Origin of the sequence: Thermanaerovibrio acidaminovorans DSM 6589, from assembly GCF_000024905.1 — a bacterium.
GTDB classification, from domain to species: domain Bacteria; phylum Synergistota; class Synergistia; order Synergistales; family Synergistaceae; genus Thermanaerovibrio; species Thermanaerovibrio acidaminovorans.
Genome location: NC_013522.1, coordinates 1,604,618 through 1,620,839, shown reverse-complemented (window position 1 = coordinate 1,620,839; position 16,222 = coordinate 1,604,618). Strand labels below are relative to the sequence as shown.

Sequence of the window (16,222 nt, the reverse complement as noted above, 5' to 3'; positions counted from 1 at the left end):
AACACATCTCAGACCCACCGCTATGTTTATTATGGATCCCGGATGCCCTCGATGCCGATGACTTTTGTAAGGGCATTCCTGGCGTTGCTTTAATATAAACCCCCTTTCATCCTGTGGACCCATTAACTATAACGGACGACTCTCGCCTCCCCTAGGGGGACAGGCCTTTCTTTTTGCTGTTGGTGTCCCCATCAGCTGGTCAAACACCACCCGCCCGGTCGACCCATCGACCGGGCGATTTCGTGCCACCCAGTGGATGGGTCTAATGGACTTTGCCTAGCTGGATCTCTTCACGGATATTCCGATGATGTGCTAGCCTTTCCTTGGGGGCGGTATCTGAGATCGGGCCGCCATAGGGGGGATGTGGATGAAGAGGGTGAGCATACTCAACAACGTGATAGGCCCGGTTATGAGGGGGCCGTCCAGCTCCCACACCGCGGGGCCTTGGAGGATCGGCCGGGTGCTCCGGGACCTTTTGGGATCCGAGCCCCAGGAGGCCCGGATCGTGATGGACCCCTCCAGCTCCATCGGGGTCTGCTACGAGACCCAGGGGAGTCACCTGGCCATGCTGGCGGGCCTACTGGACCTGCCGCTGACGGACCTAAGGTTCCATGACCTGGTCCGCCTGGCCCCCCGGATGGGGTTTCGGGCCCACTTCGAGCTCGCCCCCTTCCCGGAGGCGGATCATCCCAACAGCGTCCTCTTCCACCTGAAGGGCCGGGGCGGGGAGATCCTCACCGCCCACGGCCGGTCCGTGGGTGGAGGCTCCATGGAGATCGCCTCCCTGGACCGCTTCCCGGTGATGATCACCGGGGACCGGTACCACCTTCTGGTGGAGGCCCCGGCGGAGCATGCGGACCTGGCGTGCCAGGCCCTGTCCTCCTGGGACCGGGAGCCCTCCTTGGCCTGTGTCCAGGATAGGTGCCTGGTTCAGGCCTCGTCCCACTCGGCTCCCCCGGGGGAGCTCATGGGTTACGTGGTTGTCCTGGCGGAGCAGGAGGGGTGGCTGGTGCGGTCCTGCGGACCCGTCATGTATCCACTGGCGGGGGAGGAGCTCTGTTCGGACGCGGCGGGGCTGGTATCCCTGGCGCTGGAGCGGGGCCTGTCCCTGGGTCAGGCGGCGCTGTTGAGCGAGTCGAGCCTGCTTGGGATCCCCATTGAGGAGCTGGACCGGGAGATGGAGGGGCGCCTCCGGGTGATGATCCGGTCGGTGGAGGATGGGTTTAGGATCGAGTCCCCCATGAGGCTCATCAGGCCCTTCGCCGGCGGGCTTCTGGAGGCCCATAGGGAGGGCCGTTTCCCCATAGGGGGGCCTCACCTCATGGCGGCCCTTCGGGCCGCGGCGGCCATGCACGTGAACAGCTCCGGCGGGGTGGTCTGCGCCGCCCCCACCGGGGGATCCGCAGGGGTTCTCCCCGGGGTCCTGGTGACCCTATTGGAGGACCTGGACGTTCCCCGGGAGATGGTGCTCAGGGGACTTTGGGCCGCCGGGGCGGTGGGGCAGTGCCTTGACCGGGTGAGCACCTTCGCCGCCGAGGCCTGCGGATGCCAGGTGGAGATAGGGGCCGCAGGGGCCATGGCCGCTGCGGCGGTGGTGGAGGCCCTGGGGGGCACCCCGAAACGGGCCTGCGACGCCGCCGCCACGGTGTTCCAGAACGTGATGGGCTCCGTCTGCGACCTGGTTCAGGGGGTGGTGGAGGTTCCCTGCCACAGCAGGAACGCCGCCCTGGCCTCCATGGCTCTCCTCTGTGCGGACCTGGTGATGGGGGGCTACGAGAGCCCAGTCCCCCTGGACGAGACCCTGTGGGCGGTGGACCAGGTGGGCCGGATGCTTCCCCCGGAGCTCCGGTGCACCTCCCGGGGGGGCCTGGCCCTCTGTCCCTCCGCCATGGCCCTCGGGGTTGACGATCGATTGCGAAAAGTCTAGATCTTTAGGATCAGCTGGGGCATAATTGTAATCCCTGAGCCCGCGTCTTTGGGCCTTTGAAGGGGCAAAACCGGTGGAGGAGGAGAGATCATGAGGCTTAGGAGGCTGGAGGGGTTGAGGCCCGGGGCGATCGAGGCGGACTACCTTAACCTGGTCATGTACGACCTGGCGGGGGGGATGAGGTCCGTCAGCCTTCCCAGGGGCTACGTTTCGGAGGAGATCTTCTCCGACGGGGTTGGCTTCGATGCCTCCAACTACGGTTTCGCCAAGGTTCACCAGTCCGACATGGTGGCCATCCCGGACTGCCACGCCGCCTGGCTGGAGGACCGGGAGGGCCTTTCGGTGCTACACGTGATCTGCGACGTGGTGTCCACCGAGCGGGAGCCCTTCGACCAGTACCCCAGGTCGGTGGCCAAGAGGACCCTGGAGCACCTCAGGTCCACCGGAGTGGCGGACCAGGCCAGGATGCTGGTGGAGCTGGAGTACTACGTGTTCGACTCGGTGGAGTACTCCACCGGCCTGGACCACTCCTACTACTCGGTGTCCTCCCGGGAGGGCCTGGGTGAGGGTTTCTGCCGGGATCAGCGGTTCGGCCCCCTGAAGGGCTACCACAAGCTTCCCCCGGAGGACCGGTTCTTCGACTTCAGGAACGAGACGGTGAGGATCATGGAGGAGGCGGGCATACCGGTCAAGTACCACCATCACGAGGTGGGGGCCTCCCAGCTGGAGATAGAGCTGGACTTCGCAGACCTGGTGAGCGCGGCGGACAACGTGTGCCTGGCCAAGTGGATGATCTCCTCCGTGGCGGACCAGATGGGGCTCAAGGTGACCTTCATGCCCAAGCCCCTGTACCGGATGCCGGGCAACGGGATGCACGTCCACCAGTACCTGGAGAGGGGTGGCAGGAGCATCTTCCCCGGGGATGGGGCCTGTGGCCTGTCCCGGGAGGGGCTGGCCTACGTGGCGGGGCTCCTGGAGCACAGCCTCACCGGAAGCCTGCTGGCCTTCACCAACCCCAGCACCAACAGCATTCATAAGCGAAGAATTCTATTGATTCGAACCCCTAAAATAAAAAACAGCCTGTCTTTTTTCCGTAAAGACGGCTGTAATGATTGTGCTTTTGCTCAAATTTGAGCGAAAGTGGTATTAAGTTTAAGAAGGCTTAATGTTATAACTTTTCCTTTGGTTTTACAAATAGACTTACAGACTTTTTTGTCTAAAAGTATTTATTTGAATAAAAGAGAAAAATGAAAGGCATACACAACGGTCATTATTTTTGTTAATATTGTAAAATTCCTTCACAAACGCAGAATTATCATGTTATGTTTGAAGAAAATGTGCTATAATGGAAAAAAGATATAAAGAGGTGACCAAGATGACCGTTAGCTATAAAAAGCTTTGGAAATTGTTGATAGACCGCGATATGAAGAAGAAAGATTTACAAGCTGCTGCGGGAATAAGTCCATCGTCAATTTCCAAGCTTTCTAAAAACGAATATGTCAGTATGGACGTTCTTATAAAGGTTTGTACGGCACTTGGTGTCGATTTTAAAGATATCATGGAATTAGTGCCAAATATGGTTGAAGAAAGGGAGTAGAGTTATGGAAAATAACAGAAAAGAACAGGAACGGGCGGAATTACACCGTACGATATGGAATATGGCAAATGATTTAAGAGGCAGTGTAGATGGCTGGGACTTTAAGCAATATGTTCTCGGTATGCTGTTTTACCGCTACATATCTGAAAATATTACCGCCTATATTAACGCCGGAGAATGGGAAGCTGGCAATACGGAATTTGATTATGCCAAGCTATCCGACGAAGAAGCAGAACAGGCACGAGAGGATTTGGTTAAGACAAAAGGCTTTTTTATTTTACCCAGCGAACTTTTTGAAAATGTCCGAGCTCGTGCAAAGGATGACGAAAACTTAAATGAAACACTGGAACAGATTTTCAGTAATATAGAAGCATCTGCGCAAGGAACAGAGAGCGAAGATAACTTCAAAGGTTTGTTTGACGATATTGATGTTAACAGCAATAAGCTGGGCAACACTGTAGCAAAGCGTAATGAAAAGCTGGTTAAGCTATTGAATTCTGTTGGAGAAATGAAGCTGGGAGATTACAAAGACAATACCATAGATGCATTCGGTGATGCCTATGAATTCCTGATGGGTATGTATGCATCCAATGCAGGAAAAAGTGGTGGTGAATACTATACGCCGCAGGAGGTTTCTGAACTCCTTACCCATCTTACAATCGTGGGAAAAACTGAAGTCAACAAGGTATATGACCCCGCGTGCGGTTCTGGTTCTCTACTCTTAAAGTTTGCAAAAATCTTAGGAAAAGAAAATGTACGTCAAGGGTTTTTCGGTCAGGAAATCAACATTACAACCTACAACCTGTGCAGAATTAATATGTTCCTGCACGATATTGATTATGACAAATTTGATATTGCCCTTGGGGACACACTAACAGATCCGCAACATTGGGATGATGAGCCTTTTGAAGCCATTGTATCAAATCCACCTTACTCAATTAAGTGGAAGGGCGATAGTGATCCTATTTTGATTAACGATCCCCGTTTTTCTCCAGCGGGAGTATTGGCTCCTAAATCCAAGGCAGATCTTGCTTTTATTATGCATAGTCTCTCATGGCTTGCAACAAACGGAACAGCGGCTATTGTCTGTTTCCCCGGTGTAATGTACCGCGGTGGTGCTGAAAAGAAAATCAGGCAGTACCTGATTGACAATAACTATATCGACTGTATCATTCAGTTACCGGATAACTTGTTTTATGGTACCAGCATTGCTACCTGCATTATGGTGTTAAAGAAATCTAAATCAGACAATAGTACCTTATTTATCGATGCATCAAAGGAATTTGTCAAGGTTACGAATAACAACAAACTAACACAGGAAAATATTAAGAACATTCTTAACACTTATATAGATAGGAAAGATATTGAGCACTTTGCCAGGCTTGTGCCAAACAGTGAAATAGCTGAACAAGATTATAACCTGTCTGTTGCTACCTATGTTGAACAGGAGGATACACGGGAAAAGATTGATATTGTTGCCCTCAATGCTGAAATAGAAAAAATCGTGGCGAGACAGCAGATTTTAAGGGAAGAAATAGATAAGATTATTGCAGAAATTGAGGTGGGCAAATGAGTAAGTTAGATGAACTGATTGCTGAACTTTGTCCAAGTGGGGTTAAGTATGTGCCTCTAAAACAAATTGCTGAAGTAGGCACAGGTAGTAGTGATCGTGTAAATGCAGTTGATGATGGAGAATATCCTTTTTATGTTCGGTCAAAAAATATACTTCGCAGTAATCGATATTTATTTGATGAAGAAGCAATTATAATTCCTGGAGAAGGTGGAATTGGAGATATTTTTCATTATGTGAACGGAAAATATGACTTACACCAAAGAGCTTATCGAATCCATTTGATTGATCCAAATGTTAATACTAAATTCACATATTACTGTTTATCAGCGAACTTCAAAAAATTTATTATTATGAAAGCAGTTAATGCAACGGTAACGTCTATTCGTAAACCAATGATAGAGAATTTTCAAATCCCCCTCCCTCCACTGCCTGTGCAGCAGGAAATTGTCCGTATTCTGGACAATTTCACAGAGCTTACAGCAGAGCTTACAGCAGAGCTTACAGCAGAGCTTACAGCAAGAAGAAAGCAGTATGAGTATTATAGGGATTTTCTGCTTACGTTTGGTGATGAGGTAGAGTGGACGACATTGGGAGAGGTTGCAATCAACCTTGATTCTAAGCGTAAACCTGTCGCTAAAGGGAAACGTAAAGCGGGTGAATATCCGTACTATGGAGCCTCTGGAATTGTTGACTATGTAGACGACTATATTTTCGACGGTGACTACTTGTTAGTTTCAGAAGATGGTGCAAATCTTGTGGCAAGAGTAACCCCTATTGCTTTTTCTGCGTCTGGAAAGATATGGGTAAACAACCATGCTCATGTATTGGAATTCGAAACATATGAAGATAGAAAGTTTATTGAATACTACCTGAACATGATTGACTTAAGTCGTTTTTTATCAACTGCGGCACAACCAAAATTGACACAAGAGAATCTTAACAAGATACCAGTTCCTGCTCCGTCTTTTGAAGAAAAAGAACGCATCGTCGCTATCCTCGATCGCTTTGACGCTCTCTGCAACGACTTAACCAGCGGCATTCCTGCTGAAATCGAAGCACGGCAAAAGCAATATGAATATTACAGGGACAAGCTATTAACCTTTAAGGAGGTGACGGGATGAGCATTTACAACATCGTTGCCAGTACTGATGAAGCAACGGTTGTTGCTGAATATGCAGCTGAATACAATGTTCGTCCTGAAAAGTATCAGAGCGAGGCAGAACTTGAGCGGGAGTTTATCAGGCAACTAACTTCACAAGGATATGAATATATTTCAGTGCACAATGAAGCTTCATTGATAGAAAATCTTCGAAAGCAACTTGAACTGCTTAATGATTTTACATTTACTGATAGCGAATGGGACAGATTTTTTACAGAATGTATTGCCAATACAAATGAGGGAATTGTTGAAAAGACCAGAAAAATCCAGGATGACCATATCCAGATTCTAAAACGTGAAGATGGAACAACAAAGAACATATACCTTTTGGATAAAAAGAATATCCATAACAATCGCTTGCAAGTTATTAATCAATACGAAGAAGCAGGCGGCAAGCATGAAAACCGATATGATGTAACAATCCTTGTCAATGGACTTCCACTAGTTCATGTAGAGTTAAAGCGTCGTGGTGTTGCTATCCGTGAAGCTTTCAACCAGATAAAAAGATACCAACGTGACAGCTTTTGGGCGGCTTCTGGTTTATTTGAGTATGTGCAAATATTTGTAATCTCAAATGGCACCCATACAAAGTATTATAGCAACACCACAAGAAACGCACATATCAAGGAGCAAAATAGCAGTGAACGTCGAAGAAGCAAAAAAACAAGCAATAGCTTTGAGTTTACCAGCTTTTGGGCAGATGCAAACAACAAAATTATTCCTGACCTTCTGGACTTTACTAAAACATTTTTTGCCAAGCATACCCTCTTAAATATACTAACAAAATATTGTATTTTTACATCTGAAGATCTGCTCCTTGTAATGCGTCCTTATCAAATAGCTGCTGCAGAACGTATATTATCACGTATTGTAGTATCAACCAACTACAAGAAGATGGGCACAACTGCAGCTGGAGGATATATTTGGCATACAACAGGCTCTGGTAAGACATTGACCAGTTTTAAGACAGCCCAATTAGCTTCTGCCTTGCCTTACATAGACAAGGTACTGTTTGTCGTTGACCGTAAAGACCTAGATTATCAGACTATGAAGGAATATGACCGTTTTGAAAAAGGGGCAGCTAACGGTAATACGTCCACAAGAGTTCTTCAAAGACAATTGGAGGACAGGGATGAAAAAGGAAATCCTCATGAATACAAAATCATTGTAACCACTATTCAGAAGCTGGATATATTTATTCGAAAAAACAAACAGCATGATATTTATAAGAAACATGTGGTATTGATTTTTGATGAGTGTCACCGTTCCCAATTTGGTGAAATGCATCAAGCTATCACGAAGAGCTTTAAGAACTACCATATCTTCGGCTTTACGGGAACTCCGATTTTTGCTGCTAATGCCAGTTCAGGAGGTAACCCACTGCTTCGTACAACCGAGCAGGTTTTTGGAGAAAAACTGCATACTTATACCATTGTGGATGCCATCAATGATGGGAATGTTCTGCCTTTTAGAATAGATTTTATCAATACCATTAAGATGCCTGATTACGTTAATGATAAAAAAGTCTATAGCATTGACAGAGAAAAAGCCTTAGCAGATCCACAGCGAATCAGTGAAATTGTTTCTTATGTTCTTGAACACTTTGATCAGAAGACGAAGCGCAATAGTTATTACACATTCTCTGCGAAATGGGAAGAAGCAGATAAGCACAACCCTAAAAAGATGATAGAAAAGCGTGAAACAAGGCGAGTTGCCGGTTTCAACTCCATATTTGCTGCTGCATCCATCCCAATGGCAATCAGATACTATAATGAGTTTAAGAAGCAGATAGCGGAAAAGAACCGTAACCTTACCATTGCAACTATTTTCAGTTTTAGTGCAAATGAAGAAGAGCCAGATGGATTGCTTCCTGAAGAGGATTTTAATATGGAAAACCTTGACCAGAGCTCCAGAGATTTTCTTGAGGCAGCTATCCGAGATTACAATTCCACATTTAGTACGAATTACGATACTTCCTCGGATAAGTTCCAGAATTATTATAAAGACCTCTCTCTTCGTGTAAAGAATCGGGAGATTGATATATTGATTGTTGTCAATATGTTCCTGACAGGCTTTGATGCAACAACCCTAAATACGCTATGGGTAGATAAAAACCTGAGACAGCATGGATTGATTCAGGCTTTTTCAAGAACTAACCGCATCCTAAACAGCGTTAAGACCTATGGTAATATCGTTTGCTTTAGAGATTTGAAAGAAGAAACAGACAAAGCTATTGCACTATTCGGCAATAAGGATGCTGGCGGTATTGTACTGTTAAAAACATACGAAGAATACTATAACGGCTATGATGATAAAGGTGAGTATAAGCCGGGCTATGCAGAATTGATTGCAACTCTTACAACACAGTATCCCCTTGGACAACCTATTCTCGGAGAAGAAGCGGAAAAAGACTTTATCAGGTTATATGGAGCAATACTCAGGCTCAGAAATATTCTTACTTCTTTCGATGACTTTGAAGGAAATGAGATTTTATCTGAAAGGGATTTTCAGGACTATCAGAGCATTTATATTGACCTGTATCAGGAATACAGAAAAGGTGCTGATGGTGACAAAGAAACTATCAATGATGACATAGTTTTTGAGATTGAACTGGTCAAGCAGATAGAGGTAAATATTGACTACATCCTTATGCTTGTAGCCAAATATCAACAATCCAACTGCAAGGATAAAACCATTCTTACGACCATTGATAAGGCTATCAATTCGAGTATTGAACTTCGAAGTAAGAAAGAGCTTATCGAGCGTTTTATTGAGCAAGTCAATGTATCGACCAAAGTGGATGAGGATTGGCGAAAATTCCTCCATGAGCGTAAAGAAGAAGATATTTCAGCAATTATAGAAGAAGAAAAATTAAAGCCCGAAGAAACCCGCCGTTTCATCGACAATGCTTTCCGAGATGGAATGCTTAAAACAACCGGTACAGATATTGATAAAATCATGCCACCTGTATCCCGCTTTGGCGGAGGCAGAGCCGCGAAAAAACAAGGAATTATCGAAAAGCTGATGGTATTCTTTGAAAAGTATTTAGGTTTGGTGTAGTCTATACCGTATGATAAAGGAGCATTTTGAATGGGAAAGATTATTGAACATGATTTACTTCCGAAACAAAAACCAAGAAAAAGCAACTTAAAAGTAAAAGTTGATTTATACAATTATGCAACTGAGCTATATAATGAATTATCAAAAATTGGTATTATTCAGCGCCTAAAAGATACCCCTCAGCTTGGTGTTATTAGAGTTCCCAAAAATCTAAGGAAATCTCGATTTGACTATACTGTATTACAATTATATTTTCATCAGCTAATAAAGAAAAATTTACAGACCAAGCTCGAGCTAACATATAATAACCCTGTGAAGGCTAAGGAATTTGGGGATAATATGCAATATATATCAGAAAAAGAAAATCCAACTGTGGGGGATATGTTGCAAATCCTTACAATTGCTTATAATCTAGGACATTTTTATAATACCTTTACTGCTTCGCGAGCAGTTGTAATGCTTGCAGAGGAAAATGTGGATTTTAGAAATAAACTATTGAATAGTTCTAATAGCCATCGATTTAGGGTAGCTGCAGAGTCTTTATTGAGTGAGCAAAATTATCATAGGCTACATTTATTGAATTCATTACTTGTCCTTGAACGTTGTGATCAGAGCAAACAATCTGTCATATTGGCACAGGAACTTATATATGCATATCTTAATGAAAACTCAATTAGTGATGGTAGTAAACTGCATTTTATATTTAAAGTTTTTCGCTCTGTTCGCAATGTTTCCTATATCGCTTATGACTTACAAATTGCAAATATGCCCATAACAATTGACTTGTGCAATAAAGAATCGGTTCTTATCCTATTTCATGAGCTATTATCAATTTATAATGATCAATTACCTGCAAATCGATTAATTGCTTCTATTGGGAAAATGCTTGATGACACAGTTTATAATGAGAATTCAAACGCTATTTGCTACTATAGAATATCACGAAAAATCGTCAATACTTTATCTAAAGATGAGAGTATTAAGCATAAAGAATACTATTCTGATTTTTGGTTATGTTCAAAAAGCATTTTTAATAAACAACATCGCCAAACACGTGATTATTCACCAGATGCTATTCTGAAATTAACATTTGCTGCTGAGGACAAAAAATTATCACAAGGATTGTTGTTGGAATTGGAACGTATAAATAACTCAAGAGTAGGATACTACGATCGAAATTCTGGAGAACGAACAATACTTGTTTCAATAAAAAAGAATTGCCAGAATAAAGCTCTTACATCGTTTAGAGTATTAAAATCTACAATTAAATATTTGCGCCGAGTTGCGCACCCATCAAATGCAGACATACGATATTTACTCGCCAGTAAATTTTTTCTCTATTATTTATTTGGCGAAAATCCAGTCGTAATTAAAGCAACAGTTGATCCTGAAATTTGTGTGTTATGCACACGAGGTAAGAGGCAACGCACTGCTGAAATTAAATCCCTTTTAGCAAAAGGGAATGGAAATACCGATGAACGTCATGAAGTGGAATTTATGCTTGACTGTCTAATGCAAGATGACATTAATGATACGAGTATTACAATACCTTCAAGCATATTAATTTATCAAAAAGATTTGTCTGGAAAGAAATTAAGTGAATTTGATGGGATGGTTATTCATCCAATGAGAAAGTCAGAACAAATCATGTTACTAGAAGCAAAAAACACTGATAGCAATCCTTCGTATGCTAAAAAATGCTTATTAGATAAACTTGATAAACTGAATTTTGACTACAACAAAGATGCTATTAAAATTCATAACTATGATGCCTTGCTCAAGATATCCATTTAGAAATGATAATCGATCAAAAAGACCAGCCGCTTCAAGCATTCATGCCTGATTGTGACTGGTCTCTTTTTGCTCCGCTTGAAGCTGTTCATTTAAGTTTTTCTTCAATCCCTAAGTGAACGCCTCTTTCGGTGGGCTTTTCTTGAATGCGATGCACGGCGCAGGAATCGGCTTGTTGGTTTTGATCCTGGTTTGTTCCCTCGCGATCCCGGCCCTGGCGCAGGGCGGGGGGGACGGGGGGATCCCGGGGCTTCCCGGGGGCGCGGCGGGGGACACGGGTCTCCCGGGCATCTACGACAGTTCCCCTCCCGTGATCGTGGTGCCGGGGGCGCCCCAGGGGCCCGAAACGCCCGCGGGGCCGTTGCAGATCTTCCCGAGCCAGCCGGCGGTCCCGGCGGCTCCGGGCCAGGCGGAAGAAGAACAAAGGTCCATAGCGGACCAGACGAACCTGCTGGCGCTGAACGCGGCCATTGAGGCGGCCCGGGCTGGCGAGGCGGGCCGGGGCTTCGCGGTGGTTGCGGAGGAGGTTCGGAAGCTGGCGGAGGAGTCCGCCCAGGCGGCGAAGGAAGTGGAGGACCTGATAGTGCCCCTTCAGGGCAGCGCGGAGGCGTCGTTGCGGGTGACGGAGGAGTCCCGCAGGTCAATGGAGGAGACGGTTAGTCGTGCCCACGAGTCGGTGGAGGGTCTGAGGCAGGTTCTGGTTCACATAAAGACGGTGAACGACGCCATGCAGAACATAGCGGCCACGTCGGAGGAGCAGGCGGCGGCGGCGCAGGAGATAGCCCGTGGCATAGACAACGCCACCCAGGCCACCCTAGAGACCACCACGGCGGTGGATATGATTCGGCAATCCAGCGAGGAGACCGCCAAGGCCAGCGAGTCGGTGGCCCAGGAGGCGCAGCGGATGAGCCAGATGGCGGAGAAGTTGAAGACCTTGATAGGCAGGTTCAAGCACGACTCCTCCACCCTGAGCCTCAAGGGATAGCCAAAGGGACAGGAGAAAAGCCAAGCATGGGGCCCCGCAGGGCCCCATGCGTCATTTCCGGTTCCCGTGGCTTATGGGAGGGTATATGATCTTCTCGAGATCGAACGAAAGAGGGTTGGGGACATGCGTTGTGCTAGATCCGGATGCGGTTGCGGTTGCGGTGGAGGCGGGTGGACCTCTGGAGGATCCCCGTGTCCCAGGTGCGGTGCGGAGGGCTCCCGGGTCCACTCCAGGACTGTGGAGAGCCTTGTCACTTCCCCGGTCCCACCCGGGGACTACTGGCTTTGCACCTCCCCGGACTGTCCGGTGGTCTATCACTCCGGGGACGTGATCTTCACCGTGGATCAGGTCCGGGTGCCGGTGGACTTCAAAGCCGGGGCAAGCCCCAGGTACGTCTGCTACTGCGACCGGATCACCCGGGAGCAGGTGCTGGAGGCCATCCGCAACGGGGCCGTGACGGTGGATGACGTGGCCCGGATGACCGGGGGCATGCGGGGCGGCAGGTGTGGGGAGAACAACCCGAAGGGAAGGTGTTGCCACGGGGACGTGATGGCCCTGATCTCCTCCGGGGGGTAGGTTCCAGCCTTCCGCTTGGCCCCTGGCCCCATCCGGTCCGGTGCCGGACTCCGGTTCGTGGGCTATAATATTACAAATCTATTCCAGACCCGCGATTCCGAGTTAGGGGGGGTTCAAGTGTCCCTGGATCTTCTGAAGGGAGATAGGTTCTTCCTGGTGTGCAGCGACGTCCACGGCAGTGCCGGCGCGTGGGGGCGGTTCGAGTCCTTCGTCCCGGGGGCCAGCTTCGTGGTCCACTGCGGCGATCTGTTCTATCACGGGCCCAGGAACCCGCTACCCGATCTATACGATCCCAAGGGGCTTTCGGAGGCGCTTGGCCGGGTGCAGGTCCCCCTCTTCCTCATCCGGGGCAACTGCGATGCGTCGGTGGACCAGCTGATGGCCCCCGTTCCGCTGGTGGACCGGTTAGCGGTCTTCTGGGAGGGCATATCGGTCATAGGGGCCCATGGAGAGGACTTCAACGCCTTTAGGGAGGAGGCCCTCAAGGGGGGCTTCCGGCTGGCCCTGTCGGGGCACACCCACGTGGCGTCGGTTATCCGGGAGGGGGACACGGTGTTCCTAAACCCCGGTTCCCTGAGCCTCCCCAAGGGCAAGGACCCCGCCAGCTTCGCGGTGGTCTCCACCGGCGGGCTTGGCATCGTGACGTTGGACGGCGAGGTCCTGCATCGTGAGGCCTGGTGATCCCGCAAGGTCCATCTTTCGCCGTCTATCGTCCCGGGGGCTGATCCTGACCCTTCACCGGGTTTGGTACCTTATGGTATGCGGGGTCCTCCTGGCGGGGCTAGTCCTTGGTTTCTGGCTCAGGTTCGTGCCCCTCTTCCCGTTCATAGGGGTGGCCTTCGTGGCCCTCATGTGGGACCGGGGGCCGGTGCCAAACTGGATCTCCATGACCCTGCTGGTGGGGATGGTGTCGTTGCTCATGGCTCTGATGGGCCGCCCTGTCCATGAGCTGGTGGTGGTGTTGGGCTCCATAGTGGTGCCCCTCCTTTGGCGCCTGAGGACCAGGTTCTTCAACGACCGGCTCATAAGGGTCCTGATGGACGTGGCCCATCACGTTTCGGAGGCCCAGGAGGTGGAAGAGGCGGCCCGGATAGCGGTGCGGGACCTTATGTCCATCGGTGCCCGCTGGTACGTTTCGGTGTTCCTGTACCGCCGGGATGACGACGTGCTGTCCCAGGTGGCCGCGTCGGACAACTTCCAGCTGGGATTGGAGCTTCCCCGGGGACGGGGTGTTGTTTGGAGGGCCTTCATGGAGGGCAGGCCGGTCCTGGTGAAGGACGTGTCCTCGGACCCCGCCTACGTGCCAAGCGGTGCGGAGGTCCGGTCGGAGGTGGCGGTGCCCCTTCAGATAGGGGGCCGGCGGCTGGGGGTGCTCAATGTGGAGTCCCCCTTCGAGCTTAAGCGGAGGGACCTGTGGTTCGTGTCCATCATAGCCTCTCTCCTCTCCTACGTGATCTCCTCCATGGAGGCCCGGAGGGCCCCGGTCAGGGAGGGGGAGCCGAGGGTCAAGCCCCATCCAAAATTGGTCCGGATGGTGCGGATGCGTCAACACGGCAAAGTGGCGGAGGCGTTGCTTTCTATTATGGGGGCTCCCTCTGCGCTGATGGATCTCGACGGTCTTTGCAGGAGGATAGTGGAGGCGGTTGCCTCCATGGGATATCCAAACGTGTACCTGCTGGTCCAGGACCAGGTGGATGGGGATAGGGTCTTCATCCTCAAGGCCTTCAAGGGGCTACCCCAGTCCGATTCGGTCCGGGTCCTTTCCCCCAATAGGCTGGAGGGGATCTGGGGGTGGGTGGTCCGGGAGGCCAGCCCCTACCTCTGCAACGATACCTCCTGTGACCCTCTCTACAGGACCGGTCACGAGCGGATCCGGTCGGAGCTGGCGGTGCCCATCCTGTCCTCCGCCGGAGAGGTGGTGGGCCTTCTGGACCTCCAGGATCACCGGAAGGGGCGCTTCAACCAGGAGGACGTCCACCTGATGGAGGATGTGTGTCGGTACCTGGGCTTCATGCTGGAGCATTCCTATCACGTGCGGGAGCTGGAGAGCCGGATGAGGGAGATGCGGCTCCTCCACAACATAGTGCGGGAGATGTCCTTTACCGGTTCTCTGGAGGACATGGTCCGGTCGGTGGTGAACATGGTGGCGGACCGGCTTGGCTACAGGAGCGTAACGGTTTTCAAGGTGGAGACCGCTGAAGGAGGGGTCTCGGTGATGTCCTCCTCCAACCGTTACGATGACGTGGAGGCGGTGAATAGGGTCTTGAGCAAGGGTACGTCCCTGGTGGCTAGGGCGGCCAGGAACGGGGTCATGCAGAACACCCGGGACGTTTCCAAGGCCCGGGAGTGGATCCCCCTGATTCCCACCGTAAGGAGTCAGCTGGACGTGCCCATAGCGATCCACGGCAGGATCTACGGGGTGCTGTGCATAGAGGACGACCACGTGGGGGCCTTCGGTCCCCAGGAGGAGGAGACCTTCTCCATCCTGGCGGGACACGTGGCGGTGGCCTGGCGGCTGCTGGAGCTGGTGGACCGGGTCAAGACCGAGACCCAGAGGGACTCCCTCACCGGGGTGGCCAACATAAGGAAGTTCAAGGTCACCCTGGCGGAGATGCTGAGCCGGGCCAAGAGGGACGACAGGTCCTTCGCGGTGGTGATGATGGACCTGGGGAACTTTAAGGACCTGAACGACCGGTTCGGTCACTCGGCGGGGGACGAGGTGCTCAAGCGGTTCGCCCGGGAGGTGGATCGCAGGACCTGCCTGGGGGACCTGTTCGCCCGGTACGGGGGGGACGAGTTCGTCCTGTTGCTCTGGGACGTGGATCGATCCAGGGCGGAGGGGATGGTCCGATCGCTGAAGGAGTTGGCGGGCTCCCTGGACCTTGGTGTAGACTATAGGATCACCGTTGACGCGGGGGTGGCGGTGTACCCCGACGACGGGGATGATGGTGATCAGCTTATTCGCTTGGCGGACGAAAGGATGTACAATGATAAGCGGGAGCGCAAAGCACATCAGGGAGGGATGGCCCATGGCTGAGATAGAGACCCTTAACAAGGCGGAAGGCAAGCCCGGCGAGGTTGACGTGCGGGAGGCGGAGCGGATCCTCCTGGTCTTCGACCTGGTGGGGGAGTACTGCGGTCTGGACGTCAACATGGTGAGGGAGATAGTCCACGTTCCCCCGTCCATAACCCGGGTGCCCAACGCCCCCTCCTACGTCAGGGGGGTCATAAACCTCCGGGGAACGGTGATCCCCGTGCTGGACATGGCGGTCAAGATGGGCAACGCCCCCTCCGTCAAGACCAACGACTCCAGGATCGTGGTGGCGGAGTACCAGGAGATCCTCTTCGGCGTCCTGGTGGACGCGGTTCGGGAGGTTCGCACCATCCGGGATGGCCAGGTTGAGTCCGGAGTTGGCACCGACGTGGGCGTGGGCCGGGAGTACGTCCAGGGGGTGGCCAAGCTGGAGGACGGGCGGCTCATAGTGCTGCTGGACCTGGCGGGCCTCTTCGACATCGACGAGTTGGTGAGCGAGGGGGAGGAAGGGGAGGAATGA

At 50.7% G+C, this 16,222-nt stretch carries 11 protein-coding genes and 1 pseudogene; all 12 read left to right on the top strand.

The genetic code is table 11. From position 1 onward, the window contains the following. Window positions 1–367: 367 nt before the first annotated feature. The 12 genes and pseudogenes from TACI_RS08015 to TACI_RS07960 all read left to right on the top strand — a co-directional run bounded on the left by TACI_RS08015 (window position 368) and on the right by TACI_RS07960 (window position 16,222). Window positions 368–1,927, top strand: coding sequence for an L-serine ammonia-lyase, iron-sulfur-dependent, subunit alpha (locus TACI_RS08015; protein WP_012870278.1), 1,560 nt, complete (start codon window positions 368–370; stop codon window positions 1,925–1,927). Window positions 1,928–2,017: 90 nt separating this feature from the next. Then, window positions 2,018–3,061 carry a glutamine synthetase beta-grasp domain-containing protein gene (locus TACI_RS08010; RefSeq protein ID WP_012870277.1) on the top strand — a complete coding sequence of 348 codons (1,044 nt, stop codon included), beginning with the start codon at window positions 2,018–2,020 and terminating at the stop codon, window positions 3,059–3,061. A 241-nt stretch (window positions 3,062–3,302) separates the two neighbouring features. Then, window positions 3,303–3,524, top strand: coding sequence for a helix-turn-helix domain-containing protein (locus TACI_RS08005; protein WP_012870276.1), 222 nt, complete (start codon window positions 3,303–3,305; stop codon window positions 3,522–3,524). A gap of 4 nt (window positions 3,525–3,528) precedes the next feature. Continuing rightward, window positions 3,529–5,097 (top strand): type I restriction-modification system subunit M, encoded by a 1,569-nt coding sequence (locus TACI_RS08000; protein ID WP_012870275.1) that lies wholly within the window; start codon window positions 3,529–3,531, stop codon window positions 5,095–5,097. Next, window positions 5,094–6,218: a restriction endonuclease subunit S gene (locus TACI_RS07995; RefSeq protein WP_012870274.1), complete on the top strand. Its 1,125-nt coding sequence runs from the start codon at window positions 5,094–5,096 to the stop codon at window positions 6,216–6,218. Before TACI_RS08000 ends, TACI_RS07995 begins: the two co-directional genes overlap by 4 nt. Continuing rightward, on the top strand, window positions 6,215–9,316 hold the full coding sequence (locus TACI_RS07990; RefSeq protein ID WP_012870273.1) for a type I restriction endonuclease subunit R: 3,102 nt from the start codon (window positions 6,215–6,217) through the stop codon (window positions 9,314–9,316). Before TACI_RS07995 ends, TACI_RS07990 begins: the two co-directional genes overlap by 4 nt. 30 nt (window positions 9,317–9,346) lie before the next feature. Next, window positions 9,347–11,110 (top strand): hypothetical protein, encoded by a 1,764-nt coding sequence (locus tag TACI_RS07985; protein WP_012870272.1) that lies wholly within the window; start codon window positions 9,347–9,349, stop codon window positions 11,108–11,110. Window positions 11,111–11,537: 427 nt separating this feature from the next. Then, window positions 11,538–12,092 (top strand): annotated as a pseudogene (locus TACI_RS07980) (methyl-accepting chemotaxis protein); the annotation flags it as partial. A 123-nt stretch (window positions 12,093–12,215) separates the two neighbouring features. After that, a complete protein-coding gene (locus TACI_RS07975) occupies window positions 12,216–12,668 on the top strand; it encodes a (2Fe-2S)-binding protein (RefSeq protein ID WP_012870270.1) in 453 nt (150 codons plus the stop codon). 117 nt (window positions 12,669–12,785) lie between these two features. Next, window positions 12,786–13,349 carry a phosphodiesterase gene (gene yfcE / locus TACI_RS07970; RefSeq protein WP_012870269.1) on the top strand — a complete coding sequence of 188 codons (564 nt, stop codon included), beginning with the start codon at window positions 12,786–12,788 and terminating at the stop codon, window positions 13,347–13,349. Continuing rightward, window positions 13,336–15,705 (top strand): GAF domain-containing protein, encoded by a 2,370-nt coding sequence (locus TACI_RS07965; RefSeq protein ID WP_012870268.1) that lies wholly within the window; start codon window positions 13,336–13,338, stop codon window positions 15,703–15,705. Before yfcE ends, TACI_RS07965 begins: the two co-directional genes overlap by 14 nt. Beyond that, window positions 15,698–16,222, top strand: a complete 525-nt coding sequence (locus TACI_RS07960; protein WP_012870267.1) for a chemotaxis protein CheW — start codon at window positions 15,698–15,700, stop codon at window positions 16,220–16,222. The genes TACI_RS07965 and TACI_RS07960 overlap by 8 nt, the downstream gene beginning before the upstream one ends.